Origin of the sequence: Phytohabitans rumicis, from assembly GCF_011764445.1 — a bacterium.
Classification (GTDB): Bacteria; Actinomycetota; Actinomycetes; order Mycobacteriales; family Micromonosporaceae; genus Phytohabitans; species Phytohabitans rumicis.
In genome coordinates, this window is sequence record NZ_BLPG01000001.1 from 2,297,976 (window position 1) to 2,324,152 (window position 26,177).

Consider the following 26,177-nt stretch of genomic DNA (forward strand, 5'->3'; position numbering starts at 1 on the left):
AGGAGGACAGGAGAGCCCCATGGTGGACAGCATCCACCCGCCGGCCGAGGCCGACGCGCCGAGCATTCCGGTACGGCGCGGGCCGGAGCCGGTCAGGCCGCGCCAGCGACGATGGCGACGGCGACGGCTGAACCGGTACACCGGGGCACCCTTTGTGCTCATCTCGATCAACCTTCTCCTGTTCGCCACGTTCTTCGTCTGGCCGGCCGCCACCGGCCTGCTGTACTCCTTCACCAGCTACACCGGCGTCGGCGACGCGCCGTGGGTCGGGCTGGCCAACTACCAGCGGCTGCTGCAGGACGACGCGTTCTACTCGGCCCTGATCCGTACGCTGATCTACACGGCCGGCGTGGTGCCGCTGACGATCGTGCTCTCGCTGGGCACGGCGGTGCTGCTCGTCACGGACTACACCAAGGGCAAGACCGTCGCGCGGATCATCTTCTTCCTGCCCTGGCTGATCTCCCCGATCATCGCCGGTGTCATCTGGCGCTGGATCTTCGGCGAGAACTTCGGCCTCGTCAACTACGTCATCACCAAGCTCGGCGGCAGCGAGGTGGCCTGGCAGTCCAACGCGAACCTGTCGATGTTCGTCGTCATCATCGCCGCGGCGTGGGCGGCACCGCGTTCAACATGCTGCTGTTCGTCGCCGCGCTCAAGAACGTGCCGACCGCGTACTACGAGGCGGCGTCCCTGGACGGCGCGGGCTCGTGGGCCAAGTTCCGCAGGATCACGCTGCCCGCGATCGCGCCCACCACCTTCATCGTCGTGCTGCTGAGCGTCCTGCACTCGATGAAGGAGTACGCGCTGTTCGCCGCGATCAACGACGGCGGCCCGGGCACCGCGAACAACCTGCTCGTCCAGTACATCTACACGAAGGGCTTCGAGCGGGCCCAGATCGGCTACGCGAGCGCGGCGTCGTTCGTACTCATGTTGATCCTCATGGTCGTCGCGATCGTGCAGCTCGCCATGAACCGGCGGAAGGAGTCCTGACATGGCCGTCACCACCGCGCCGCAGCGGCCGCCGGCCCTGCGCCGCCGCCGCAAGGCCCGCACGACGGGCGAAATGCCGAAACGGGTCTGGGCCACCGCCGTCATGTGGCTCATGGTCGTCGTGTACGGCTTCCCGGTCCTGTGGTTCCTGCTCAGCTCCTTCAAGCCGGCCGGCGAGCTGTTCTCGTACCCGCTGACGCTCTTCCCGAAGAACCCGACGGTCAAGGGCTTCACCCAGGCGTGGACCAGCTTCGACGTCGCCCACTACTTCCTCAACACGCTGATCGTCGCGGTCTCCGCCACGCTCCTCACCATCGTGGCGAGCGCCGCGTGCGGCTACGCGCTGGCGAAGTACAACAACTGGTGGATCAAGGCGTTCACGATCTGCATCCTGGCGACCACGATGCTGCCGGCGGAGGTCATCCTCTCGCCGCTGTTCCTCGTCGTGCGCGACCTCGGCATGTACAACAGCCTTTCGGCCGTCGTGGTGCCGGCCGTGATCACCGCGACCGGCACGTTCATGTTCCGGCAGTTCTTCCTCACCGTGCCGAACGACCTGCTGGAGGCCGCGCGCATCGACGGCTCGGGCGAACTGTCGACGTTCATCCGGATCATGTTGCCGCTGTCCCGACCGATCATGCTGACGCTGGCCATCTTCTCGTTCCAGTGGCGCTGGAACGACTACATCTGGCCGCTGGTCGTGCTCAACGACCCGGACAAGTACACCCTCCAGATCGGCGTGGCGACCATCGTGGGCGCGGAGAACGTCAACTGGTCGGTGCTGCTGGGCGCCTCGGTGCTCTCGATGATCCCGCTCGTCCTCATCTACCTGGTCTTCCAGCGGTACGTGATGAACGCGGACATCAACGCGGGCCTGAAGGACTGAGCCGCCCGGACTTCGCGCCGATCAAGGGCCGAGCCGTCGATCAAGGGCAAATGGCCGCGGTTTGATCTCCAAACCACGGCCGTTTGCCCTTGATCGACGCGAAAGTCCTTGATCGGGCGCGGCGGGTTTACGACGATGTGATCAGGGTGAGGCCGAGGGTTTCGAGGATCTCGTTCACCGGCTGGAAGAACGTCTCGCCGCCCTGGTCGCAGTCGCCGGAACCACCCGAGACCACGCCCTGAGCCTGGTCACCGGCCAGCAGGGAGCCGCCGGAGTCACCCGGCTCGGCGCAGACGTTGGTGCCGATCAGGCCGCCCACCGCCACGGTGCCGATGCCGTCCTCGGGGTCGGCGAAGCGCACCGTGACACCGAGCGCCTGGATCTCGCCGCAGCTGGCCCCGGTGGTGGAGCCGAACTTGCACACCGAGGTGCCCACCACGGCCTCCTGCGACCCGGCGACGGGCAGTGGCTCGCCGCGGTCCGCCGCGCCGGCGTTCTCGCCGCCGAAGCTGTTGACCTCGCCGACCGGCGTGATGCCGTCGCCGGTGGCGACGAAGGAGAAGTCGTTGCCGGGGAACGAGGACGCCTGGAACTGGCCCTGAGCGACCAACTCCTGGCCGACCTCGGTGGCGGTGGCATCGCCCTCGTCACCGCAGTGACCGGCGCTGACGAAGCCGCCTTCCACCGAGAACCCGACCGAGCAGCGCGCCTGCGCCTCGATGATGTACGGGTCACCGCCGCGAACGAGCTGCCCGTCCGGGGCCGCGGTCTCCTCCGGGGGCTCAGTCTCCTCCGGGGCTCGGTCTCCTCCGGGGAGCCGTCTCGTACGGGGGTGGTGTCTCGTGCGAGGGCGGCGAGTAGCTGGGGGTCGGCTTGGGCCGGTACAGCAGCCGCGGCGTGGTGTCCGAGGCGACCAGGCGTACCGCGTCGGTGTCCACGCCGGTGCTCCGGACGAACGAGCGGGCCGCCGACATCCGCGCCGGCGCGGCGCGTACCACCACCGTGTTGGTCGCGACGTCGACGTACCAGCCGGTGACCGCGGTGGAGGCGGCACCGGCGCGGCGGTCCAGCGCCCGCTTGACCGTGGTGAGCTCGCTCGCGCTGCGCGCCACGACCGCCGCCCGCGCGCCCGCGGCGCGTACCTGGTTGGTGAGGGCACGGTCGGTGACCGCCACGGTGAGCTGCTGGCCGCCGCCGGTGAGCCAGGCACCGGCGTACCCGTCGCCCAGGCTCTGGCGCAGGGCGCTGGCGGTCTGCGCCGCCCACGCCTCCCGGCGCAGGCGGGCGTCGAGCTGCGCGTCCGTCAGGGACAGGTCGCGCCGCAGCGCGGCGCGCATCTCCGGCGACACGCTCGGCGTATCGGTGGTCACGGCCGCGCCGGGGTCACGGGCCGTGCCGGCATTGGCACTGATGGTGAACGCCGTGCCGGCGCCGACCGTGGCCAGGACGACCGCCGTGGTCGCCAGGCGGCGCGGGGTCATTCGTCGCGCGATCATTCATCCACTCCTCTCCGTCAATGCGCGGTACGGGCCAGATGGTGGAAGAGTTCGGTTTTTGACGGAATTCTGAGAAAGCTCTGAGATCCGCGGCACCCCGCCTACTCCTCTTCCTCGATGTAGGCGACCATGATCCCCATCGCGTCCGGGATCGCCTCGTCCGTCTCGTACGTCGACTCCACCCGCACGGTCTGTCCGCGCTCCAGGGTGGTCACCGGGGTTCCGATGCACCGTTTGAGCGACGAGACCTCCTCCTCGCCGTGGATGTTGATGTAGCGCGGCGTCTCCCCGTACCGGACCACCGAGTCGCAGATCACCTCGCCGGTGCTCACGTTGGTGGCCTTGACGTTGACCCCGCCCATGTGGCTGTGCCCGCCGAGCCCGATCACCCGGCCGGGGACGTCGACCTCCCAGTCCCAGGTCTCGGTGGATCCGCCGGCCGGTACCTCGTAGATGTCGCGGACGCTGCCGCACGGCGCGACGTCCAGCCACACCGGGCGCAGCCGCTTCAACTCCGCCACATCGTCCGGCACGTACTCGTACGTGATCTCGACGTAGACGGTCTTCGGCTCCTCGGCGTGGTTCATGAAGTCCGAGGCCATGTTCCAGCGGTGCAGCCCGTCGTTGTAGTAGCCGTACCCGAGCGGCATCGCGATCTCGGTGCGCTCGTTTCCGGCGGCCGCGAACCGCTCGCCGAGAAACACCGACGGGTTGGGCAGGCTCCGCCCGCAGACCGGGTCGGAGCGGAACTGGTTGGTCAGCAGGAAGTGGTGCAGCCCCGGGCCGGTGTCCACATTGGCGACCGACCCGTCGGCGTACAGCATGTCGGGCTTGATGCTGGTGATGTAGCAGTCGCCGCAGGGCGTCTCGATGCCGAGCTCGATGATGTTGCGGCTGCGGCCGTCCTTGTCACCCACCGCGGCCGGCACCTCGTACGGGCCGTGCCGGATGGTCCGGGTGAGCGTGCCCGGGTTCTTGGCCCTGACCGGCGCCGGCGCGCTCGTCACCGGCGGGACCACCGGGGGCGTGTCCTCGGTGGCCGGTGCGGTGGGCTCGGGGCCCGCCGTGTGTGCCGCGTGCTGCGCCGCCCCGGCCACCGGCCGGGGGGCCGGCTTGCCGGGCGCGGTGGTCACGGAGACCAGCGCCACCACGGCGGCGGCGACCGCCGACATGGCGGTTCCGGCGACCGCCACCCGCTTCCTGATCGGGGGCACGGGAGCCCTCCCTTCCTACTCCTGGGAATAGGGGGCCACGGTACGACCGGGCGGGTGCGGGCATCATCGCGTCCGCGACACAGCATCCCGGGCGGGGTATGTCAGAGCGGTGACAAGCCGCCCCGCGAGTGACAACCCGGCGCCGCGAACCTTTGCCTGGCGTTACTGTCTGCCACGCCGCCGGAGTGGCTAGGTTGGCGCGCGTGAGAACACATTCGCGTCCACATCGGACACTCATTTCCCTCGTGCTGGCAACGGTAGCGGCGAGTCTGCTCGGTGCGCCCGCGTCGGCCCGGTCGGCGCGCCCCGGCGCGGAAGTCACCATCGACACCGGCACGGTCCGCGGCCGGGTGGCCGAGGACCACCGCGAGTTCCTCGGCATCCCCTTCGCCGCGCCGACCGCCGGGGAGGGTCGCTTCCGCGCCCCACGGCCGGCCGCCGCCTGGTCAGGCACCCGGGACGCCACGCGGTCCGGGACCCCGTGTTCGCAAGCGATCCCGGTCGTCGGGGCGTTCATCTCCTCGGAGGACTGCCTGACGGTCGACGTCTACACCCCACCGGTGCGGTCCGGCACCGACCTGCCGGTCATGGTCTGGATCTACGGCGGTGCCTTCACGCTCGGCGCCAACAGCGGCTACGACCCCACTCCCCTGGTGACCAAGGGCGACGTCATCGTCGTCGCGGTGAATTACCGGCTCGGCCCGTTCGGCTTCCTGTCCCTGCCGGGCCTGGACGCCGAGGCCGGCAGCGGCACGTCCGGAAACTACGCGCTCATGGATCAGCAGGCCGGGCTGGGCTGGGTACGCCGCAACATCGCGGCCTTCGGCGGCGATCCCGGCAACGTCACCCTCTTCGGCGAGTCGGCCGGCGGCGCCAGCGTCTGCCACCAGGTGGCCTCGCCGGAGGCGGCGGGCCTCTTCCAGAAGGCGATCGTCCAGAGTGGCTCCTGCGCCGGCTCCAACGGGCTGGCCCCGGTGTCGAAGGCCGAGATGCGCCGCCGCAGCCGCGCGTTCGCCCGGGACCTGGGCTGCACCGACCAGGCCCGCGAGGTGGCCTGCCTGCGCGCCCTGCCGCAGGACCGGCTGCTGTCCTCGGAGACGCTCCAGTTCCAGCTGGACCTGACCTGGGTGCCCAGCGTGGACGGCTTCATCGTGCCGCGCTCGCTGGACGAGGCGTGGCGCACCGGCGCGTACCAGAAGATGCCCTTGATCGTCGGGGGCACGCGCGACGAGGGGCGCACCTTCATCGCGCTCCTGGACCACCTGCTGACCGTGTCCCCGGTCAGCGAAGAGGAGTACGAGGCGTTCGTCCGCGACTCGTTCGGCGACGACGCCGGCGCGGTCCTCGCGGCGTATCCGGTGTCCGGCTTCGACTCGCCCGACCTGGCCAAGGCCACGGTGCTGACCGACAGCTCGTTCTCCTGCCCGGCGCAGCTGCACATCGAGCAGGCCGACGCGACCGGCGCCCGGATCTTCGCGTTCGAGCTCAACGACGCGGACCCGCCGCTGGCCGGCGTCGACCCGTTCATGCCGATGGGCAACTTCCACGGCGCCGACGTGCTGTACCTGTTCAACGCGCTGCAGGGCATACCCGCCATCCGGAACGACAACCAGCAGCGCCTCTCCGACCAGATGGTGGCGGCGTGGACCGCGTTCGCCCGTACCGGCGACCCGGAGGCGGTCGGCGGCACCGCGTGGCCCGCCTGGACGCCGCGGCGACCCCGCACGATCGAGCTCAACTCGGCCGGCAACCGGCTCACCACCGGCGTCTTCGACGACCACAACTGCGCCCTCTGGTCCCCCATCATCGGTGGCCGGTGAAGCGGCGCCGGCTCGCGGTGGGCCTGCTCGCCGCGCTGGCCGGGTCGGGCGTCCTCGACGGGGTCGCGTCCGCGGCCTCGTCGAGGGTGCTCGCCGAGCGGTGGCTCGGTCCCCGCACGGTGGACCTGACCGTCCACTCCCCGGCCAACAACCGCGCGTACCCGGTCCGGCTGCTCGTGCCGCCGGGCTGGTCCCGCACGGCCACGCGCACCTGGCCGGTGGTGTATCTGCTGCACGGCGGCAACGACGACTACACCTCGTGGACCCGGGAAACCGACATCGAGGAGCTGAGCGCCGCCGCCCAGGTGCTGGTGGTGATGCCAGACGCGGGCCGGGACGCCCTGTACGCCGACTGGCACCGGCCGACGGCGGGCCCGAACGCCGGTAAGTGGGAGACGTTCCACCTGACCGAACTGTGGAGCGTGCTGCGCGGCCGGTACCGGGCCGGCCCCGCGCGGGCCGTGGCGGGCATCTCGGCGGGCGGGTACGGCGCCATCACGTACGCCGCCCGGCACCCGGGGATGTTCGCGTACGCGGCCGGCTACAGCGCACCCTTGGACATCACCAACATCGCCATCCAGCTGGTCCTGTGCCGGACCGTGGCGGACAACGGCGACGACCTGTCCGCGGTGTGGGGCAACCCGATCACGCACGGGGACAACTGGAAGCGACACAACCCGCTCGACCTGGTCGCCAACCTGCGCGGCACGGGGATCTACCTGTCCAGCGGGGCCACCGGCCTGTCCGGCGAGTTCGATCCGAACGGCTCGTGGAGCCCGGTGCAGTTCAGCGAGGCGATGCTCGGGGCCAGCACGTTCGTGATGGCCGGGCGCCTGCTGCTTGCGGGCATCCCGGCCACCACGAACATCTATCTGGGCGGCACCCATTCCTGGCCGTACTGGCGGCGGGAACTGCACGCCTCCTGGCCGCGGATGATGGCCGCGCTCAGGGCCTACCGGTGACGACGAACGTCGCGAGGGCGGTCGAGACCGGCTCCGGGCGGCCGTTGTTCTGCACCCGGTCGGCGGTCAGGACGTCCAGGTGCTGGTATCCGGGGGCGACGACGGTGAAGCCGAACGGGGCCGGCGGCGCGTCCGGCCCCCGCAGGCCGTCGCCGGCGACCAGGGTGATCGTCGGGTTCGCGGTGATGCCGTCCCGGTGTACGGCGTTGCGGGCGATCTCGTCCGCGCCCGACTGCGAGATGTCCGTGACGATCTTGGTGGGAAAGTAGTCCTCGGTGAAGTCCAGCGGCTGCTCGCCCATGCTCCGGGCGAGTTGCTGGATGTCGGTGACCTCCTTGCCCGCGGTGGTGAACGGGGTGCCGTCCGCCGCGTTGGGCACCGGGCCGTCGCCGGCACGGAACCCGTTGTAGTTGCGCCAGGCGTACAGCGGACCGTCCGGCTGGTCCGGGATGGCCCGCGCCTCCCGCCCGAACATGGCGGCCAGGCCGGAGATGACGGGAATGGTGGAGACGTTGCGCGGCAACGGAAACTCCTTGTCCGCCACCTTACCGCCGGCGAAGAACCCGACGCTGGTCTGGAGGAAGGCCAGCGGCTGCGAGTTGTCGTCCAGCAGTGCGCCGAGCGCCGCCTCGTTCGTCAGCCGGAAGTCGCCGGCCGACGGGCTTCCGGTGAGGAAGGTGAGCAGGTTCTTGGACAGCAGCAGCCGCATGGTGGTGTCGAGGTTGGCGTTCTCCCCAGGTCGTCGACCAATGTGGACTGAGCCCGCGGAGCCACCAGCGCGGCCAGGCCGGCGAGCGTCAGGACGTTCATCGTCTCGGCGTTGATGACCGCGGGCGCCGACAGGGCGCGCGGTATGACGCCGGTACGCAGCCCGGCCTGGACCAGCGCGAAACTCAGGCCCGGGTCGGGCATCATGCCGGCGGGCATCATCTGGGCGCTGCCCGCGATGTCCGGCAGCGAGGTGGAGATCTGGCTGTCCAGGGCGAAGTAGCCCGAGCACTGGTTGAAGCCGGCGTCGGCGCGGGTGCCGGCGTCGCCGTCAAAGTCCCAGCTGGCGAAGAACGCGGTGAGGATGCCGCCGAGCGAGTGCCCGCCGCAGACCACCTTCTGCTTGCGCAGCCGCTGCTCCGGCAGCTCGGCGACGAGCAGGTCGAACTGGTCGCGCACGGTCTGCTCCAGGCCCACGTGCTGCAGGAATTCCACCTGGTCGTTGCCCAGGTAGCCGGCGAACCGCTGCCCACTGACCGGCGTGCCGCGGTAGTAGTAGTCCACCGCCACCTTCGCGTTCCGCGCCGCCAGGGCGGCCTGCACGCCGCGGTTGTCCTCCAGGCAGTTCGACCGGCGGTCCAGCGCCCAGAACTCGATGTGCCGGCCCTGCGCCGCGGCGGAGACGATCGTGTTGCGCGCCACCGCGTCGAACGCGCCGGCGCCCTCCAGCACGCCCGGCTGGGCCACCAGGATCTTGTCGGCGGCGGACGACTCCGCCGGCCCGTCCCGGTGCCGGTAGCGCAGGTACGACAGCCAGTCGCACGCGGCCGGGCGGGCGCCGGCCGAGGCGGGCAGCGGTATCTTCACCCGCACCACCGTTTCCACCACAGTGGACACCGGCGAGCCGGACCGCACGGGCGTCTCGTCCCGCTCGACACTCGCGCTCGCCGTGGGCGCCACCACCACGCCGAGCGTCAACAGCCCGGCGACGGTCATCACTGACAGGACAAAACGCTTTCTACCGCTCATGGCGCCGACCGTAGCCACGCGGCATCCCGGCCCGGTACTCATCGCGCGACAAGGGCCGGGCCGGATGTTCGCGTGCTACGCACGACTATCCCGCCGCGTTGAGCCCGGCCTCCGCGCCGGCCGTACCGCGCAGACGTCAGGAATCACCTACCGGCAGGGAGAAAGCATGTCCAGGAGGAAGAAACGCAACGGCGGCGCCTTACGCGCCGGCGTGATCGCCGTTACCGCGGCGGTGATGCTCGGCGCCGGCCTAGCGGTGGCCAACGCCGGCGGCAACGGCACGCCACCGCGCGCGGCGGGTGACGCGGGCCCGGCCGACCAGGACGCGGTCGCCGCGGCCCAGGCACTGGCCACCCCCGACCTGGCCGGCGCCAACGACTTCGCCTGCGTCGCCGACCCGGCGGTGCCGGAGGACGGCGACGCGCCGGACCCGGTGATCCTCGTGCACGACACCTTCCGGGACGGGGCGTCGACGTTCGCGACACTCGCGCCCGAGATCGCCAGCGCCGGCCTGTGCGCCTTCGCGCTCGACTACGGCAACAACGGCACCGCGCCGCTGGCCGACAGCGCGGCCGAGTTGCAGACGTTCATGACCGGCGTGCTGTCGGCCACCGGGGCGACCAAGGTGGACTTCGTCGGCCACGGCCAGGGCGGCCTGCTCCCGCGCCAGCTGGTCGGCCCGCTCGGCCTCGCCGACCAGGTCGACGACATCGTCGGCATCGCACCCGCCACCCGGGGCACCGACACCCCGCTGGAAGACCCCAACTTCCCGGACTGCGCGGCCTGCGCCGACCTGGAGCCGGACTCCGCCTTCCTCGCGACGCTCAACGCCGACGGCGACGTCGTACCCGGCCCCAGCTACACGGTCCCTTGGTCGGTCCTGGACGACGTCATCACCCCACCAGACAGCCAAACCCTCAAAGGCGGCGACCCCGGCCAGGTGAACAACGAGCGCATGGAATTCGCCTGCCTAGGCCGCTTCAACTTCAACCACGCCCTGGACCAAGAACCAGCCGTGGCCGACATAGTCCTCAGCGCCGTCCAACGCGACGGCACCTCCGACGCGGACAACCTCTTCCGCCCCGCCCGCTGCTAACCCCCTCTCCTGACCCCGTTGATCATGAAGTTATCGCCCCGACACGCCGAGTTGTCGGGGCGATAACTTCATGATCAACGGGGTCTAGGCAAGAGCGGAGAGCTGGGCCACCGCGAAGTCCGCGGCCTCCCCGGCGTTGGCGCGGTAGCTCAGGTGGGCGGCGATGCTGGCGCCGGCGGGGTCGCAGATCACGTCGCCGTCGGCGCAGAGGTCCAGGGTGCGCTGCGCGACCGCGCCCTCGATGCCGCCGCCCTGCTTGCGCAGCGGGTAGCCGAACACGAGCACGGCCGCGACCTGGTCCTGGATCGCGTCCGGGATGGTGGCGACGACCGGGCCGCCCACGAGCGCGCCGTCGGAGCTGGTGCCGAGCGAGTTGCCCACCACGTTGGCGCCCTGCGAGTACCCGACCAGCACGAACTGCTGGCCCGCGCACGCCTGCGCCTGGCTGGTCACGTGGTCGACGAGCGCCTGGTTGCCGTCGGTCGGCGAGTCGCGGCGCAGGTTCGCCGGATAGTCGACCGCGTGGCTGGTCACCGCCGCGCCGCCGAGCCGGTCCTGGATCGCGTCGAAGACCGGGTCGCCGACGATGAGCCCCAGCGCTCCGGGCTCGCCGGTGCCGCGGGCGACGACGACCTCGACGTCTGAGCACTCCGCGGCGGACGCCCCGGGGATGGTCACCACCGCCACGCCGCCGGCGGCGAGCAGGGAGGCGGCGAGCACGGCTCTGGTACGCCATCGGCCGCCCGGATTGGATAAGCGCATGACTGATCACCTCTGTTTGTCGACGGGATGCGCTTGGTCGGCACGAAGCTAACGAATTGCCCTATCTCGGGGTACATCGCTAAATGACGGTATTAGCGGCGAAGAGTGTCACCTTGGCGCGCGTACGGCAGCGTTCGCAGGCTGAGCACCGCGCCGAGCAGCACCAACGCGGCCGCCACCAGTAGCCCGTAGGTGTAGCCAACGGAGAGCCCCGGCCCGGCGCCCGCCACCACGACCCCGATCACGGCGATCCCGAGCACCCCGGAGACCTCCCGCGCGACGCCGAACACGCCGGCCGCGACGCCCGCCCGGTCCGCCGGCACCGCGCCGAGCACGCAGGCACCGAGCGGCACCGTCAGGGCGGAGCCGAAGCCGATGACGGCCAGCGCGGCCAGCAGCGTGGCCACGGAGCCGCCCACGGCCACCGCCGCCATGCCGGTGGCGACCAGCGTCAGGCCGGCCGCGACCGTGCCGGCGGCGCCGAACCGGGCCACGAGCGGCGGGGCGAGCGGCGCGCCGGCCGCCACGGCGAGCGCCAGCGGCAGGAACGCCAGTCCCGCCCCGGTCGGCGTGAACCCGCGTACCGACTGGAGGTAGAGCGCGGTGTAGAAGTAGACGCCGTTCACGCCCAGGCCCCACAGGACCTGCACCGCGATCCCGCCGGAGAAGGCCCGCAGGGCGAAGAGGCGCACGTCCACCAGGGCCGCGGCGGATCGCCGTTCGACCGGCAGGAACGCCACGCCGGCACCGGCCGCGACCGCCGCCGCCAGCAGCACCGCCGGCGCGTCGAACCCCCGCGCCGTGCCAGCTATCAACGTGTACGCCAGGGCCAGCAGCCCGAGGCTGCCGGTGGCCAACCCGGCCCAGTCCACCGGCGCCGCTCCGGCGGGCCGGTGCTCGGCGAGAGGGACGCAGCAGGCTAGCGCGGCGGCGCCGGCCGGGAGGTTGATCAGGAAGATCCAGCTCCAGTGGGCGTGCTCGCTCAGCACCCCACCGGTGGTCGGCCCGAGCCCGAGCCCCACCGCGCCCGCCGCCGTCCAGATCGCGATGCACCGCATCCGTTCCCGCTCGCCCTGGGCCGCGACGATCGCGAGCGTGGCCGGTACGACCAGCGCCGCGCCCGCGCCCTGGAGCGCCCGCGCGGCGATCAGCACGGAGGCCGTGCCGGCCACGGCGGCCAGCGCCGACGCGGCGGTGAACGCGGCGAGCCCGTACCGCAGCACGCGCCGGTGCCCGTACCCGTCGGCGAGCCGGCCCCGGCGAGCATCAGCCCGGCGAAGGCCACCATGTACGCGGCCGCCACCCACTCCAATGTGGGCAGTGCGACGCCGAGGTCGCGGGCGATGGACGGGGCGGCGGCGGTCACCACGGTGTTGTCCAGCATCGTGATGAACGCGGTCAGCCCCACCACGCCCCGGACGGCCCAGCGCCGGTCCACGCCGCCGCCTCAGGACACCGGGACGGCGGCCGGCCGGCGCGGCGCCGGGCGGGGATCGCTCCAGCGGCGGATCGCCGGCCGTTCCACGAGCGTGGCGAGCAGCCAGGCGAGCCCCACCGTGGTCGCCAGCGCGGCGATCAGGAACGCGATCGCGACCGGCGGGGACCAGCTCCCCGTGCCGACGGCCATATGTCCATAGTGGAGCACCGGCCAGTGCAGCAGGTAGAACGGGAACGACAGGTCGCCGAGCCGCACCATGAGCGGACTGCTCATCCACGACCGCCGGCCGTCGGCGTCCCACGCCGCGGCGGTGCCGAGGATCAGGATGACCGGCACCACGAACGGGCCGACGAAGTTGAACGGCACCGGCAGCGCCAGGGCCACCGCCCAGCACCCGGCGAGGACGGCCAGCACCACCCGTGGCCGTACGGCGGGCCACCGACCCTCGGCGAGGATCCGCGCCAGCACGATGCCGATGACGAAGTCGAGCACCCGTACCGGCGGGAAGAAGACCGCGAACCAGAAGCGGTAGAACGGCACCGGCAGGCCGAAGAGCGTCGGCTCGTAGGGCAGCAGCAGCGAGAGGAACGGCAGGCTCGCGATGCCCGCACCGAGCCCGGCCACCCACCACCACAGCCGCTCCGGACGGATCCGGCCGACCAGCCGCAGCAGCACCGGGAAGAGCAGGTAGAAGAGCAGCTCGCAGGAGAGCGACCAGCTCGGGCCGTTGATGCCGGACAGCACCGGCACGCTCGGCACCCACGCCTGCACGAGGAACAGGCTGGGCAGCACCGTGCCGGCGGTGGCCACGCCGCCCGTCACGACCAGCAGCACCAGGCAGACCGCGCCCACCACCACGTGATTGGGGTAGATCTTCACCAGCCGGCGCCGGTAGAAGCGGCCGGCCCGGTCACCGGGGCGCGCCGACCAGGCCAGCACGAAGCCGGAGAGCATGAAGAACAGGCTCAGCGCGGCCTCGCCGATGGCCGCGGTCAGCCCGACGATGAGGAAGTTGACGGTCTCGTTGGTGAAGACGCCCTGCAGACCGGCGTGGTTGGTGAAGACGAGCAGCGCCGGCAGCACCCGGATGCCGGCCAGCATGGGGAGCCGGCTGGGCTTCACGTCGCGGCGCCCGCCGTGCGGAACACCCCGAGCCGCTCCTCGCCGACCGCCGCGCGGGCAACGGGGTCGTCGATGCCGAGCCCGTCCGCGGGCGCCAGGCAGCGCACGCCCACCTTGCCCACGTGCTGTCCATGCTGGACGGTCCGGGTGGCCTCGCCGACCTCGGTCAGCGGGTATACGCGGGACAGCGTCGGCACCACCACGCCGAGCCGGATCAGCCGGTTGACCTCGGCCGCCTCCCGATAGTTGGCGCCGTGGCTGCCGATGACGCGTTTGAGCCGCATCCACAGGTACCGGTTGTCGTACTGGTGCGCGTACCCGCTGCTGGACCCGCAGGTGACGATCGTGCCGCCGGTGCGCGCCACATACACCGACGCGCCGAACGTCTCCTGCCCGGTGTACTCGAACACGACGTGCGGGTCCTCGCCGGCCAGCCCGCGCACCTCCTCGCCGAGCGCGCGCCACACCTTCGGGTCGCGCAGGCCGTCGGCGGTCTGCGGCAACGCCTCCCGGTTGACCACCCGCTCGCAGCCGAGCCGGCGCAGCAGGTCCGCCTTCGCATCGGAGCTGACCACCCCGACGGGTACGCCGCCGGCGCGCAGGACGAGCTGCACGGCGTACCCGCCGAGGCCGCCCGTGGCGCCCCAGATCAGCACCACGTCGCCCAGCCGCATCGCCGCGCCGAGCGGGCTGATGAGCATCCGGTACGCGGTGGCGGCGCACAGCGTGCTGCACGCCGCCTCTTCCCACGACAGGTGCGGCGGCTTGGGCAGCAGCTGGCTGGCCTTGACGACCGCGAAGTCGGCCAGCCCGCCGAAGTTCGTCTCGTAGCCCCACGCCCGCTGGTCGCCGGTCATCGCGTCGCTGTGCACGGCGGGATCCTCGGCGTCCACATAGGCCGGTGTGACCACGACCCGGTCGCCGACCGCCCAGCGCCCGACGCCGGCGCCGACGCGGACGACCACGCCCGACGCGTCCGACCCGATCACGTGCCACGGCTGGTCGTGCCGGGCGTCCCACGGCCCGCGGCGGGCGTGCCGGCGCAGGAACGCGAACGTCGGCACCGGCTGGAACGTCGCCGACCACACCGTGTTGAAGTTGACGCTGGAGGCCATGACGGCGACGAGCACCTCGTCCGGGGCGAGCGCGGGCATCGGCACCGGTCCGATGTGGATGCTGCGACGGACGTCCGGGTCGGGGACGCCGGCGTACAGCTCCACGTCCGAGCGCAGCAGGTGCGCCGCCCGGTACGACGGCGGCACCGCGCAGCTGCGCAACTCCTCGGGCGGCGCGCCGGCAACCACGGCCTCGGCCAGCTCGGACATGCGGATCACTCCGTTCTCAGTACGGGGGCGCAGCCGGCCGCCCGCAGCAGCGGGCCGAGGTCGGACGCCACGAGGTCGACGGCGGGCGGGTCCAGGACGTTCAGGTGGTGCGCCGGCACCGGCACGACGCGCAGGTCCGCGCAGAAGGGCCGAAGCCGCGGGTCGGGTCGGCGTGCTCGTAGCGGGGGTCGTGGACGTTCCACGGGGTCGGTTCGGTGCACCGGTACAGCACGACCGGGCCGGCGTACGCGCCCGGCGCGTACGTGTCCAGGGCCCGGGTGTCGCGGTGCGAGGTGACCTGGTGCCGCAGGATCGCCGCGGGCAGCCGGTCGCGCAGCCCGCTGTCCGCCAGGCGCGCCATCACGAGGTCGAACTGGCCGTCCTCGGGCAGCGCGCGCAGCTCGTCGGCGGTGAGGCGCACCGGCGCGCCGTACGTCTCCCGCAGGTACGTCGCGAACCCGGTGAACCGGTCGACCAGCATGTCGGCGTCCTGTCGTGGCGAGACCCGGGCCGGCAGGCCGGCGTCGATCAGCGCGACCAACTCGACCAGCTCCCCGGCGGCGGCGAGCTGGCGGGCCATCTCGAACGCGAGGACGCCACCGAACGACCAACCCCCAGCCGGTACGGCCCGTGCGGCTGCGCGCCCGCCAGCACGTCCAGGTACCGGGCGGCGCGCTCCTCGATGGGGCCGACGTGGTCGAGGCGTTCCAGGCCGTAGCACGGCTGGTCGCCGTCGAGCAGGTCGACGAGCTGCCGGTACACCGCTGTGCTGCCGCCGGCCGGGTGGGCCAGGAAGAGCGGGCGCCCGTCGCCGCGGCGCAGCACCCGCAGCGGGCCGCTGCGGCGTACCTCGGCCTCGTCGGCGGCGCGCAGCGGGGCGGCCAGCCGCTCGGCGGTCGGCGCGCCGTCCAGGAGGTGCGCGCCGAGGCGTACCCCTGTGTGCCGCCGCAGCCGCGCCGCGATCATGGCCAGCGCCTGCGGCGGGGCGCCGATCCGGTCGAGCCGGTCGGTGACGCCCACGTCGACGGGCCCGACCACGTCCCGCACCGCCCACAGCACCAGCCGCTCGGCCGCGTCCCGGGCGGGCACGTGCGGGTCCGGTTCGCCGGGGCGGCTGGCCCGTCCGCGCAGATCTCCAGCGCCGCCGCGACGGACTGCTCCAGGTCGCCCAGGGTCACGCCGCGGACCAGCACCGCCGCCGGGATCGCGACGCCGAAGTCGGCCTCCACCAGGTTCTTGATGCGGATGGCGGCGAGCGAGTCGAGCCCGAGCTCGACCAGCGGGGTGCCACGGTCGGGCAGCCCGCCGACCCCGAGCACGGCCGCGATCCGGGCGCCGATCTGGTCGCCGACCAGGCGGGTGGCCTGCCGCGGCGCGAGGCCACGCAGCCGTTCCCGGATCGGGACGGCGACCGGCTCGGCCGCGGCCACCGGCTTTCCGGGCAGCAGGGCGGCGAAGAACGGCAGCCGGGCCACTTCCGGGAACGCGGTCGCGGCGGCGGACGCGTCGAACGGCACCACCCCGGCCGCGCCCGGTTCGCGCCCGAGCAGCTCCTCCAGCGCGGCCACCCCGTCGTCCGGCTCGATCGCGCGCAGCCCCGGGAGCCGCACGTCGGTCGCGCCGCCCACCCGCGCCCATGGTCCATAGTGGATCGACAGGGCGGGGACGCCGTTGGCGCGCTGCCAGGCGGCGAAGGCGTCCAGCCACGCGTTGGCGCCGGCGTACCCGACCTGGCCGGGCGAGCCCAGCAGGGCCGCCGCCGACGACAGCGACGCCCACCAGTCCAGCTCCCCCACCGCGCCAGCGGCCCGGACGGCCACGTCCAGCAGCCACCCGCCGCGCGCCTTCGGGCCCCACACCGCGGACAGGTCCGCCGGACCGGCGTCGGCGACCAGGTGGTCGGCGCGGACTCCGGCACCGTGCACCACGCCGGCCAGCCGCGTGCCGCCGTCCCGGGCGGCGGCGACGGCCGACTCGGCCGCACCGGGCACGGCGAGGTCGCCGCGGACCACCCGGACGTCGGCGCCCAGCGCGCGCAGCTCGGCCAGATCCACCTCGCTCCCTTGTGGAGGGCCGTTCCGGCCGGTCAGCACCAGCCGTGCGGCGCCCCGCTCGGCGAGCCATCGCGCGATGCGCAGGCCGACGCCCCGGTAGCCGCCGGTCACCAGGTACGCGGCGCCGGGGCGGACCACCGGGCCGGGCCGGCGGGGTGGCGCGGCCGCGGCGTACAGGCGCGCGGCGTACCGGCGGCCGGCGCGCCAGGCGACCTCGTCGTCGGCGCCGTCCGCGGCGAGCTCGGCCCGCAGGGTGGCCGCCTGCTCGGCGGGGTCGGCCGTGGCGTCCAGGTCCAGCCAGGTGGCGCGCAGCCGCGGCTGCTCGACGGCCAGCGACCGCACGGCGCCGCGTACCCAGGCCAGGTCGGGATGGCCGGTCGCACCATCGGGCAACGCCGCCGCGCCACGGGTGACGAGCCAGAGCCGGGCGGGCATAGCCGCCGCGGCGCGCACCACGGTGAGCGCGAACGCCTCGGCGGCCACCGGGTCGGGCGCCGCGCCGCCGGGCGAAGCGACGACGACGAGGTGGGCACCGTCGCCTGCCGTCTCCTCGGGCCGCCCGGCGGCGCGGACGAACGGGTCGTCGGCGGGGCCGGCGACGGTGAACGGCGTACCCGGGCCGGTGCTCGCCTCGAGGGCACCTCCTGCCAGGCGACGCCGAGCAGGCCGCGCAGGGCCGGCGGCGCCTGGTCTTCCGATTCCTCCGGCGAGTCGAACCAGTAGCGCCGGCGCTCCCAGGGCGCGGCCGGCAGGTCGACGATCCGCCCGCGCGCCATCGCCGGCACGGGCAGCCCGTGGGCGTACAAGATGGCTAGCTGGCGGGCGAAGGAGGCCGCGCCCCCGTCGCGGCGCAAGGTCCCGGTCACCAGGGCGTCCGGCACGCCGCGCGCCTGGAGCGTCGCGCGGACCGGCCGGACGAGCACCGGGTGCGGCGAGATCTCCAGGAAGAAGCGGTAGCCGTCGTCCGACGCCGCGGCCACCGCCGCGGCCAGGCGGACCGGGCGGCGCAGGTTCGCCACCCAGTACGCCGCGTCCAGCGGCGGCGCCGTGCGCGGGTCGTCGACGACGGTGCTGTAGAGCGGTAGGCCGGGCGGCGCGGGGCACAGCCCGGCGAGCGCCTCGGCGAGCGGGGGTAGCAGTGGGTCGACGGCCGGCGAGTGGCCCGCCCCCTCGGTGGTGAGCGTGCGCGCCAGCCGCCGGTGCGCCGCCACCCGCGCGGCGAGCGCGCGCACCGCGCTGGGCGCCCCGGTGACCACGAGCTGGCGCGGGCCGGCCACGACGGCGACGTGCACGCCGTCCAGCCCGGCGGCGAGCGCGGCGAACTCCTCCTCCCCCAACTCGACCACCGCCATCGCGCCGGGCCCGAGCCGCGCGAGCAGCTCGGCGCGGCGGGCGATGACCCGCACGCCGTCCGCCGGTGTCAGGGCGCCGGCGACCACGGCGGCGGCCACCTCGCCCATCGAGTGGCCGATGACGGCCGCCGGCTGGACGCCGTACGAGCGCCACAGGGCCGCCAGCGCCACCTGGACGCCGAACGTGAACGGCTGGGCGAGCGCGGGGCCGTGCGGAGCCGCGCTGCGCAGCCCGGTCCGCAGGCCGGTGCCCACCTCGCGGTCGAACGCCGGCTCCAGCTCCTCCACCGCGGCGGCGAACGCGGGCTCGCGGTCGAGCAGTTCCCGTCCCATGGCGGGCCAGTGCGTGCCGTACCCGGAGAACACCCACACGCCGTCGCCGGCGGCCCGTCCGCCGCCTCCGGTGACGGCATGTGGGTGCGGCACTCCCGCGGCGACGGCGCGCAGCCCGTCGCGCAAGGTGTCCCGGTCGGCCGCCACGACGACCGCGCGGGCCGGGCCGCGCTCACCCCGGCGGGCGAGCGTGCTCACCACGTCCCTGACCTCGGCGTTGCGGAGCCGGCGGGCCAGCGCGCCGGCCTGCTTGCGCACCCGGGCGGCGGACAGGTCGGTCAGCACGCAGTGCGCCGCCGCGCCGTTCGAGCCGCCCGCGCTGGGCGCGCCGACCGCTTCGAGGACGACGTGCGCGTTGGTGCCGCCGAACCCGAACGCGGACACCCCGGCGCGCGCCGCGCGACCCCGGTCGGCCAGCGGCTCCGGGGCGGTGGCCACCCGCAAACCCCAATCGGCGAACGGGATGTGCGGGTTCGGCTGTGCGAAGTGGACGGTGGGCGGCACGACGCCGTGCTGCAACACGAGGGCCGCCTTGATGACGCCGGCGATCCCGGCCGCCGCCTCCAGGTGGCCGAGGTTGGACTTGATGGAGCCGATCAGCAGCGGGTCGCCGGGATCGCGGCCGGCACCGCACACCGCGCCGAGCGCGCCCGCCTCGATGGGGTCGCCGAGCGGCGTACCGGTGCCGTGCGCCTCCACGTAGTCCACGGCCGCCGGATCCAGGCCGGCGTCGGCGTACGCCTCGCGCAGCACCCGCTCCTGCGCCCGCGGGCTCGGCGCGACCAGCCCGCCGGAGCGCCCGTCCGAGTTCACGGCGGAGCCGCGCACGACGGCGAGCACCCGGTCGCCGTCCCGCACCGCGTCGGCGAGTCGCTTGAGGACGATCACGCCACAGCCCTCGGCCCGCACGATGCCCTCGGCGGCCGCGTCGAACGGCCGGCAGCGCCCGCCCGGCGCCAGCCCACCCGCCTGCCCGAACGCGACCGTCAGGGTCGGGGAGAGCAGGAGGTTCACGCCGCCGACGAGGGCGCAGTCGGTCTCGCCGGAGCGCAGGCTGCGCACCGCCAGGTGGGTGGCGACCAGCGAGGAGGAGCAGGCCGAGTCCACCGCCATGCTCGGCCCCTGCAGATCGAGCAGGTACGACAGCCGGTTGGCGGCGATCGACAGCGCGCCGCCGGTGGCCGTCCAACCCTCCACTGTGTCCAGTTGGGCCGCGGTCAGGTGGGCGTACTCGCTGACGCAGATCCCCACGTACACGCCGGTGCGGCTGCCGGACAGGCGCGCCGGGTCGATGGCGGCGTGCTGCAGCGCCTCCCAGGTGACCTCCAGGAGCAGCCGCTGCTGCGGGTCCATCAGCCGGGCCTCGCCGGCGCTGATGCCGAAGAAGTCCGCGTCGAAGCCCGCGACATCGTCGAGGAACCCGCCCCACCGGCCGGCCGCGCCCGCGCCCGCCGCGGCACCGGCGAACCGGCGCCAGCGTTCCGGCGGCACCGAGCCGATCGCGTCCCGGCCGTCGACCAGCAGCCGCCACAGCGCGCCGGGCGTGTCCGCGCCGCCGGGGAACCGGCAGCCGATCCCCACGATCGCCACCGCCTCGCCGCGGGCCCGGTCCACCGCCGTGGTGGCCCGATCCGGGCGGCTCCGCACCAGCGGCGGCGCGTCCGGCGCATCAAGCGCCCGCACGAGCGCGTTGATGGTCGGGTGCTCCCAGAGCAGGGTGGGCGGCAAGGGCCGGCCGATCCGGGCCTCCAGGTCTGCCGCCAACTCGATGGCGTCCACTGACGACAGTCCGAACTCGAACAGCGGCCGGTCGCGGTCGACGTCGGCGGCCGGCACCCGGCAGCGCTCGGCCACCCACGCGGCGAGGACGGTGGCGATCTCCATGGGGGCTACCTGGCCGGCCACGCGGGGAAGCTGCCCGCCAGGTAGCGCTCGCGGGCGACGCTGCGCGACAGCTTGCCGCTGGACGTACGCGGCAGGCCACCCGGTTCGGTGAGCACCACGTCGTGCAGCGCGAGGTCGTGCGCCGCCCAGACGGCACCGCGTACGTCGCGCGCCACCTCGTCCGGCTGCCAGCCACCCGGCGGGGTGGACCGGCACCGCTCGGCGACCACGACGGCACCCTCCGCACCCCGACCGCGCCCTCCGCACCCCCGACCGGCACGGAGAAGGCCACGACGCGGCCGTCCGCCAGCACCGGGGACGCCACCGCCACCGTCTCCTCGATGTCCTGCGGGTAGTGGTTGCGGCCGGCCACGATGACCAGATCCTTGCGGCGGCCGGTGACGTAGAGCTGTCCATCGTGGAGGACGCCGAGGTCGCCGGTGCGCAGCCACGGCCCGACCGGGAGGCCGCCGGAACCGGCCAGCGTCGCGCCGAACACCTCCGCGCTGCGCTTCGGCTGCCGCCAGTACCGGTGGGCCGTGTTCGGGCCGAACACCCAGATCTCGCCGACCCGGCCGTCCGGGAGCGGGACCCGCCGGTCCGGGTCGACGATCGCGATCCGCTGCCCGGCCGCCCGGCCGCAGGACACCAGCGCGGACGCCTCCTGCGGGTCACCGGCCTCGCCGGCCTCCCGGGCCAGCCCGGACGCGAGCGCCACCCGGTCGAAGAGGGTCACGGTGGGCGGGCGGTCCGACCGGTCGGCGGCGACGAACACGGTCGCCTCGGCGAGGCCGTACGCCGCGCACAGGACCGACGGGTTGAGGCCGGTGCCGGCGAACGCCTCCGCGAACGCGGCGACCGTGTCGGCCCGTACCGGCTCGGCGCCGTTGAGAAACATGAACACCCGGGACAGGTCGAAGCCGGCGCGGGCGGCCGGGTCGATCCGTCGTACGCAGTAGTCGTACGCGAAGTTGGGCGCCGCCGTGTACGCGGCCTCCTCCGCACCGAGCAGGCGCAGCCAGCGCTCCGGGCGCATCAGGAACGCCGCCGGGTCGAAGAAGACCGACCGGCTGCCGTGCAGCAGCGGCACCGCCACCGTGGCGACCAGCCCCATGTCGTGAAACAGCGGGAGCCAGTTCACCGAGGTGAACCTCGTCCGGTTGCCGGCCAGCGCGCTCCACACCTGCCGGACGTTGGCCGCGAGGTTGCCGTACGAGATCTCCACCCCGGCCGGGTTGCGGGTCGATCCGGACGTGTACTGCAGGTAGGCGATGTCGTCCGGGAACGCGGCGGAGCGCGGCGGCCCGCCGTCGCCACCGCCCCCGTCGTCGAGGTCGTCGGCCAGCAGCAGCGTCGGCTCGCCGCCCGCGGTCCGGACGAAGTCGGCGACCCGTTCCCGCGCCGCCGCGGTGGTGATGACGCACCGCGGCGCACAGTCCGCATAGGACGCCGCCAGGCGCTCGGCGTGCCGGGCCAGGTCGGGCGGGAAGAGCGGCACCGCGATCGCGCCGGCGTACCAGGCCGCGAACAGCGCCACGACCTGCTCCAGGCCCGGCGGCGCCAGCACCGCGACCCGGTCGCCGGGCGCGGCCACCCGGCGGATCCGCCGCGCCAGCGCGGTCGCCCGCCGGTGCGCGTCGCCCCAGGTCAGCTCGTGCCGCACGCCATCGGGGTCGGTGCCGAAGTCCACGAAGGTGTACGCCGTGTCGGTGGGGCGCTGCCGCGCCCACGTGGCGATCCGCCCGACCAGCGGCACGGCGACCGGCTCCACCGCCGGCCGGACCCGATGGATGACCCGTGACTGGGCGATCGCGCTCATGTACCCTCCCACCCGATGCCGCCTTGACCGGCGGTTTGTTGAGGCGGACGCTATTCCGGCTCGCGCGGGTCCGGCATCTGTCCGGCATGCGCGCCCGGTGCCCGAAGCGTTGTCACCCGTTGACAAGCCGTGACCGCGTTAACACGAAACCGCCGGCCGCAATACGCACTCACGTGACAGCCGAGGCGGCAGAGTGCTTGACCCGGCCCGATTGACGCCCGCGGCGCGCCGCAACAGCATCGGGAGACATGGTTCACCATCGGGCACGCATCCGTCCCTTGTGGATTGTCACAGCGGCGGCCGCCGTCGCGGCTGCGCTGGGCGCCGCTTCGTTCCAGGCCACCGCCGCGGCGACCGGCGCACCGCCTGAGCCGCCCCGCGGCGCGTACGTCGCGCTGGGCGACTCGTACACCGCCGGGCCGGGAGTGCCGGTCCAGCGCCCGGACACCGGCATCTGCGCCCGCTCCGGCGCCAACTACCCGGCGCTGGTGGCGCAGGCCGTCCAACCCACCGAATTCCGCGACGTGAGCTGCAGCGGGGCCGTCACCGGCAACGTCACCGGCCCGATGTTCGGCGTCCCGCCACAGGTGGACGCGCTCAGCGCGGACACCACGCTGGTGACGCTCGGCATCGGCGGCAACGACGCCGGCTTCGCCCCCAGCGTCGCCACCTGCGTGGTGCTCAGCCTGCTCGACCAGGACGGCGCGCCGTGTGCTGCGCACTTCACCGGGGACGGGGTCGACCGCCTGGCCCAGGCCGTCGACGACGTCGGGCCGAAGGTCGGCGCGGTGCTGACCGAGGTACGCCGGCGCGCCCCGCGCGCCACCGTGCTGCTGGTCGGCTACCCGTCGCTGCTGCCGGAGTCGAAGGCCGACTGCGCGGTCTTCCAGCCGATCGCCGCGGGCGACGTGCCCTACCTGCGCTCGCTCAACCAGCGGCTCAACCAGGTGCTGGCCGACCAGGCAGCGGCCGCGGGGGCGGTGTTCGTCGACACGTTCACCTCCAGCGAGGGCCACGACGGCTGCCAGGCCCCGGGCGTCCGGTTCGTCGAGGGCGTGCTGGGCGCCGAGGGCGCCGCACCGGTGCACCCGAACGCGGCCGGCATGCGGGACATGGCCGACCAGGTGCTCGCCGCCCTCGACGCACCGGCCCGCTGAATGCCGGACGACCAGGTCTCCCGCCAGGTCACGCGGCTGCTCCGCGCGCACCTGGACGAGCTGGTCGAACGGATCAGCCAGGAGATCCAGGCCGCAGTGCCGCAGTACGCGCGCCCGCGCGACGAGACGTACGCCCGGACCGTGCAGCGCGGGGTCGAGCACGCCGTGCTGCACTTCGCCGACCTGCTCGACCGGCGCACCGACGCGGACCAGGGCTGGCGCGAGGCGTACCGGACGATCGGCGCGGGCGAGGTGCGCGAGGGCCGCAGCCTCGACGCCCTGCACGCGGCGATCCGGACCGGGGCGCGCGCCGGCTGGCAGTGGCTCGCCGCCACCGCGGAGCGGGACGGGCTGGCGCCCGACGCGATCGTCCCGGTGGCCGAGGCCATCTTCGCGTACCTCGACGACCTGGTCGACGCCTCCGCCAGCGGGTACGCCCACGCGCAGGCCGCCGAGGTCGGCGAGCTCGACCGCCGGCGCCAGCGGCTGGTCGACCTCCTCGTCGCCGAGCCGCCGCACTCGGCCGCGGCCCTCACCGCCGCCGCCCTGGCCGCGCGCTGGCCACTGCCCCGCCGCCTGGCGGTGGTCGCCGTCGACGCGCCGGCCGGGATGACCACATCGCCCGTGCTCTCCCCGGAGATGCTCAGCGGCCTGCACCGCGTGGACCGCTGCCTCGTCGTTCCCGAGCCGAAGGCCGCGGCCCAGGTCCGGGCCCTGGTCAACACCCTGGCCCGGTACCACGCCGCGGTCGGGCCGCCGGTGGCGGTGGCCGACGCGGCGAAGTCGCTGCGCTGGGCACGCCGGGCCCTGCGCCTCGCGCGCCGCGGCGTGATCCGGGCCGACGGGGTGGTCTGGTGCGCCGAGCACCTCGCCACGCTGGCCGTCTTCCAGGACGAGGACCTGCTGACGGCCCTCGCCGAGCGGCGCCTGGCACCGCTCGCCACGCTCCGGGACGGCCAGCGCACGCCGCTCACCGAGACCCTGCTCGCCTGGCTCCAGAACAACATGAACGCCAACGCGGTCGCCATCCAGCTACACGTGCACCCGCAGACCGTACGCCATCGCCTGCGCGTGCTCCGGCGCCTGTTCGGCGACCAGATCCGCGATCCCGACCTGCGTTTCGAACTGGAGATCGCGCTGCGCGCCGGGCACCGCTGGTGATCATCCGATACCGCTCTGTGTCAGACGGTGAACGACTGGGCCCTCAAAACCGTAGATCGTGGCGGGGGACGAATGGGGTGGTTGCGGATGGGCCGTGTGCGCCGGCGCTCCGCCAGCGGACAGCGCGGGAGGCACAAGCATGGCTATGCCCAATAGAACGACGGTCACCTGGCTCACTGGCAAGATCCCACCGGCGTTGGTGGACCTGCTCCGGGCCGACGTGCTCGACTCGGTGGCCGAGATGGTTCAAGAGATCCAGGCGCACGTGCCGGAGTACGCCCCACCGGACGACGACAAGTTCGCCCGTGGGCTGCGGCGCGGCGTCGAGATGGCCTTACGCCGCTACGTCGAGCTGCTCGACCAGCACGTCGGGCACACCGGGCCGGCCGCCGTGCGGGACGGTGACGGCATCGACTGGCGTGTGGTGTACCACGCGGCCGGCGCCAACGAGATGCGCGAGGGGCGCAGCCTGGACGCCTTGCACGCCGCCATCCGCCTCTGCGCCCGGGTGGCGAACCGGCGGCTGCGCACGTTCGCCGAGCGCCACGCGATGCCGCCGAACGCGGTCGCGTGGCTCGCCGAGGCGATCTTCGACAATGTCGACGACGTGGCGCGGGCGGCGACCGACGGCTACGCCCAGGCCCAGGAGGCCGAGGCCGGCGAGCTGGACCGGCGCCGGCGCCGGCTGCTCGACCTGTTCATCGCGGACCCGCCGCCCTCGGCGAGCGCGCTGGCCAACGCGGCAGCCGCGGCCGGCTGGCGATTACCGCGCCGGCTCGCCGCCGTCGCGGTAGCCGGGCCGATCGCCCAGCCACCGGTCATGTCGCCGGAGATCCTGGCCGCGTTCGACCACACCCGGCCGTGCCTGATCGTGCCCGACCCCAAGGGACTGGCCCAGGTCCGAGCCCTGGAAAATGGCCTGTCCAGCTACCACGCCGCGGTCGGGCCGGCGGTGTCCCCTGTGGACGCCGGCAAGTCGCTACGCTGGGCCCGGCTCGCGCTGGACCTGTCCGCCAAGGGGCTCATCCCGCACCAGCCCATCATCTGGTGCGGCGATCACCTGGCCGCACTCGCCGTCTTCCAGGACCAGGCGCTGCTCGCCACGCTCACCGAGCGGCGGCTCGCGCCACTGGCCCACCTGCGCGAGGACAAGCGCGAACTGCTCGCCGACACCCTGCTGGCCTGGCTCAAATTCAACATGAACGCCAACGAGGTGGCCGCTCATTTGCACGTGCACCCGCAGACCGTGCGGCACCGCCTGCGCCAGCTCGCCCAGCTCTTCGGCAACCAGATCCGCGACCCGGACCTGCGCTTCGAGCTGGAGATCGCGCTACGCGCCGAACGCGCCCGGAACATCCGCCGCGCCCGCACCGCCGCCAGCTAGCCCGCCCGCGCCCCCTCTCGTGCCCCTTCTCGTGCCCCGCTCGTGCCCCGCTCGTGCCCCTCTCGTGCGTCGATCAAGGGCATATGGTCGTGCTTTGATCTCCAAACCACGACCGTTTGCCCTTGATCGACGGCGAATTCCTTGATCGGCGCGCGGTGGACAGGCGACCGCACGACCGCACGACC

Annotated in this window: 23 protein-coding genes and 1 pseudogene; 9 read left to right on the forward strand and 15 right to left on the reverse strand. The window is 73.6% G+C overall.

Annotation, left to right across the window (positions count from 1 at the left end):
- The first annotated feature begins 19 nt into the window (after positions 1-19).
- The 3 genes from Prum_RS09855 to Prum_RS09860 are packed head-to-tail and all read left to right on the forward strand — an operon-like array spanning position 20 to position 1,876.
- Positions 20-775: a carbohydrate ABC transporter permease gene (locus Prum_RS09855; protein WP_246277782.1), complete on the forward strand. Its 756-nt coding sequence runs from the start codon at positions 20-22 to the stop codon at positions 773-775.
- Complete coding sequence (locus tag Prum_RS51235; RefSeq protein WP_246277783.1) at positions 661-990, forward strand: carbohydrate ABC transporter permease; 330 nt, start codon at positions 661-663, stop codon at positions 988-990. Before Prum_RS09855 ends, Prum_RS51235 begins: the two co-directional genes overlap by 115 nt.
- Before the next feature lies 1 nt (position 991).
- Positions 992-1,876: a carbohydrate ABC transporter permease gene (locus Prum_RS09860; RefSeq protein ID WP_218577178.1), complete on the forward strand. Its 885-nt coding sequence runs from the start codon at positions 992-994 to the stop codon at positions 1,874-1,876.
- 127 nt (positions 1,877-2,003) lie between these two features.
- Here Prum_RS09860 and Prum_RS09865 read toward each other — a convergent pair whose 3' ends face one another.
- From Prum_RS09865 to Prum_RS09875, 3 genes are all read right to left on the reverse strand, one after another.
- Positions 2,004-2,561, reverse strand: coding sequence for a S1 family peptidase (locus Prum_RS09865; protein ID WP_308785345.1), 558 nt, complete (start codon positions 2,559-2,561; stop codon positions 2,004-2,006).
- A gap of 97 nt (positions 2,562-2,658) precedes the next feature.
- Positions 2,659-3,372, reverse strand: a complete 714-nt coding sequence (locus Prum_RS09870) for a S1 family peptidase (protein ID WP_173075802.1) — start codon at positions 3,370-3,372, stop codon at positions 2,659-2,661.
- A 101-nt stretch (positions 3,373-3,473) separates the two neighbouring features.
- The gene (locus Prum_RS09875; protein WP_173075804.1) at positions 3,474-4,586 is read right to left on the reverse strand and encodes a hypothetical protein; all 1,113 of its coding nucleotides are present in this window, start codon (positions 4,584-4,586) and stop codon (positions 3,474-3,476) included.
- 245 nt (positions 4,587-4,831) lie between these two features.
- Between Prum_RS09875 and Prum_RS09880 the strand changes: the two genes are divergently transcribed.
- Together Prum_RS09880 and Prum_RS09885 are read left to right on the forward strand one after the other, a co-directional pair.
- The gene (locus tag Prum_RS09880) at positions 4,832-6,406 is read left to right on the forward strand and encodes a carboxylesterase/lipase family protein (protein WP_173075806.1); all 1,575 of its coding nucleotides are present in this window, start codon (positions 4,832-4,834) and stop codon (positions 6,404-6,406) included.
- Complete coding sequence (locus tag Prum_RS09885; protein WP_173075808.1) at positions 6,403-7,368, forward strand: alpha/beta hydrolase; 966 nt, start codon at positions 6,403-6,405, stop codon at positions 7,366-7,368. Before Prum_RS09880 ends, Prum_RS09885 begins: the two co-directional genes overlap by 4 nt.
- Here Prum_RS09885 and Prum_RS49395 read toward each other — a convergent pair.
- Together Prum_RS49395 and Prum_RS49400 are read right to left on the reverse strand one after the other, a co-directional pair.
- Positions 7,352-8,077 (reverse strand): hypothetical protein, encoded by a 726-nt coding sequence (locus Prum_RS49395; protein ID WP_218577179.1) that lies wholly within the window; start codon positions 8,075-8,077, stop codon positions 7,352-7,354. The two genes, Prum_RS09885 and Prum_RS49395, sit on opposite strands and share 17 nt — an antisense overlap.
- Entirely contained in the window at positions 8,005-9,105 is a 1,101-nt protein-coding gene (locus tag Prum_RS49400) for a hypothetical protein (protein ID WP_218577180.1), read from the reverse strand. The genes Prum_RS49395 and Prum_RS49400 overlap by 73 nt, the downstream gene beginning before the upstream one ends.
- Before the next feature lie 166 nt (positions 9,106-9,271).
- Between Prum_RS49400 and Prum_RS09895 the strand changes: the two genes are divergently transcribed.
- Complete coding sequence (locus Prum_RS09895; protein WP_173075810.1) at positions 9,272-10,201, forward strand: esterase/lipase family protein; 930 nt, start codon at positions 9,272-9,274, stop codon at positions 10,199-10,201.
- An 84-nt stretch (positions 10,202-10,285) separates the two neighbouring features.
- Here Prum_RS09895 and Prum_RS09900 read toward each other — a convergent pair whose 3' ends face one another.
- The 10 genes and pseudogenes from Prum_RS09900 to Prum_RS09930 form a co-directional block, all read right to left on the reverse strand.
- A complete protein-coding gene (locus Prum_RS09900; RefSeq protein WP_173075812.1) occupies positions 10,286-10,963 on the reverse strand; it encodes a cutinase family protein in 678 nt (225 codons plus the stop codon).
- 92 nt (positions 10,964-11,055) lie between these two features.
- Positions 11,056-12,186 carry an MFS transporter gene (locus Prum_RS09905; RefSeq protein ID WP_173075814.1) on the reverse strand — a complete coding sequence of 377 codons (1,131 nt, stop codon included), beginning with the start codon at positions 12,184-12,186 and terminating at the stop codon, positions 11,056-11,058.
- The gene (locus tag Prum_RS09910; RefSeq protein ID WP_173075816.1) at positions 12,111-12,401 is read right to left on the reverse strand and encodes a hypothetical protein; all 291 of its coding nucleotides are present in this window, start codon (positions 12,399-12,401) and stop codon (positions 12,111-12,113) included. Before Prum_RS09910 ends, Prum_RS09905 begins: the two co-directional genes overlap by 76 nt.
- Positions 12,402-12,410: 9 nt before the next feature.
- Entirely contained in the window at positions 12,411-13,523 is a 1,113-nt protein-coding gene (locus Prum_RS09915) for an acyltransferase family protein (protein WP_173075817.1), read from the reverse strand.
- Entirely contained in the window at positions 13,520-14,848 is a 1,329-nt protein-coding gene (gene ccrA, locus Prum_RS09920) for a crotonyl-CoA carboxylase/reductase (protein WP_173075819.1), read from the reverse strand. Before ccrA ends, Prum_RS09915 begins: the two co-directional genes overlap by 4 nt.
- 100 nt (positions 14,849-14,948) lie before the next feature.
- Positions 14,949-15,428 (reverse strand): thioesterase domain-containing protein, encoded by a 480-nt coding sequence (locus Prum_RS49405; protein WP_218577181.1) that lies wholly within the window; start codon positions 15,426-15,428, stop codon positions 14,949-14,951.
- Positions 15,377-15,886, reverse strand: coding sequence for a thioesterase domain-containing protein (locus tag Prum_RS49410; protein WP_218577182.1), 510 nt, complete (start codon positions 15,884-15,886; stop codon positions 15,377-15,379). Before Prum_RS49410 ends, Prum_RS49405 begins: the two co-directional genes overlap by 52 nt.
- Entirely contained in the window at positions 15,811-17,040 is a 1,230-nt protein-coding gene (locus Prum_RS49415; RefSeq protein ID WP_246278548.1) for a beta-ketoacyl reductase, read from the reverse strand. Before Prum_RS49415 ends, Prum_RS49410 begins: the two co-directional genes overlap by 76 nt.
- Complete coding sequence (locus Prum_RS51240) at positions 17,010-20,471, reverse strand: type I polyketide synthase (protein ID WP_246277784.1); 3,462 nt, start codon at positions 20,469-20,471, stop codon at positions 17,010-17,012. The genes Prum_RS49415 and Prum_RS51240 overlap by 31 nt, the downstream gene beginning before the upstream one ends.
- 535 nt (positions 20,472-21,006) lie before the next feature.
- Positions 21,007-22,290, reverse strand: a pseudogene (locus Prum_RS09930) (AMP-binding protein); the annotation flags it as partial.
- Between the two features lie 278 nt (positions 22,291-22,568).
- Here Prum_RS09930 and Prum_RS09935 point away from each other — a divergent pair.
- From Prum_RS09935 to Prum_RS09945, 3 genes are all read left to right on the forward strand, one after another.
- Positions 22,569-23,447 carry an SGNH/GDSL hydrolase family protein gene (locus Prum_RS09935; RefSeq protein ID WP_218577185.1) on the forward strand — a complete coding sequence of 293 codons (879 nt, stop codon included), beginning with the start codon at positions 22,569-22,571 and terminating at the stop codon, positions 23,445-23,447.
- Positions 23,448-24,608: a PucR-like N-terminal domain-containing protein gene (locus Prum_RS09940; RefSeq protein WP_218577186.1), complete on the forward strand. Its 1,161-nt coding sequence runs from the start codon at positions 23,448-23,450 to the stop codon at positions 24,606-24,608.
- 145 nt (positions 24,609-24,753) lie between these two features.
- On the forward strand, positions 24,754-25,992 hold the full coding sequence (locus Prum_RS09945; RefSeq protein WP_218577187.1) for a PucR family transcriptional regulator: 1,239 nt from the start codon (positions 24,754-24,756) through the stop codon (positions 25,990-25,992).
- Positions 25,993-26,177: the final 185 nt, after the last annotated feature.

Coding starts and splice junctions, on each gene's coding strand:
- Prum_RS09895 (WP_173075810.1), top strand. CDS start 9,272: ATGTCCAGGAGGAAGAAACGCAACGGCGGCGCCTTACGCGCCGGCGTG.
- Prum_RS49405 (WP_218577181.1), bottom strand. CDS start 15,428: ATGGCCCGCCAGCTCGCCGCCGCCGGGGAGCTGGTCGAGTTGGTCGCG.
- Prum_RS09860 (WP_218577178.1), top strand. CDS start 992: ATGGCCGTCACCACCGCGCCGCAGCGGCCGCCGGCCCTGCGCCGCCGC.
- Prum_RS49400 (WP_218577180.1), bottom strand. CDS start 9,105: ATGAGCGGTAGAAAGCGTTTTGTCCTGTCAGTGATGACCGTCGCCGGG.
- ccrA (WP_173075819.1), bottom strand. CDS start 14,848: ATGTCCGAGCTGGCCGAGGCCGTGGTTGCCGGCGCGCCGCCCGAGGAG.
- Prum_RS49395 (WP_218577179.1), bottom strand. CDS start 8,077: ATGCGGCTGCTGCTGTCCAAGAACCTGCTCACCTTCCTCACCGGAAGC.
- Prum_RS09870 (WP_173075802.1), bottom strand. CDS start 3,372: ATGATCGCGCGACGAATGACCCCGCGCCGCCTGGCGACCACGGCGGTC.
- Prum_RS09940 (WP_218577186.1), top strand. CDS start 23,448: ATGCCGGACGACCAGGTCTCCCGCCAGGTCACGCGGCTGCTCCGCGCG.
- Prum_RS09900 (WP_173075812.1), bottom strand. CDS start 10,963: ATGCGCTTATCCAATCCGGGCGGCCGATGGCGTACCAGAGCCGTGCTC.
- Prum_RS09855 (WP_246277782.1), top strand. CDS start 20: ATGGTGGACAGCATCCACCCGCCGGCCGAGGCCGACGCGCCGAGCATT.
- Prum_RS51240 (WP_246277784.1), bottom strand. CDS start 20,471: ATGGAGATCGCCACCGTCCTCGCCGCGTGGGTGGCCGAGCGCTGCCGG.
- Prum_RS09945 (WP_218577187.1), top strand. CDS start 24,754: ATGCCCAATAGAACGACGGTCACCTGGCTCACTGGCAAGATCCCACCG.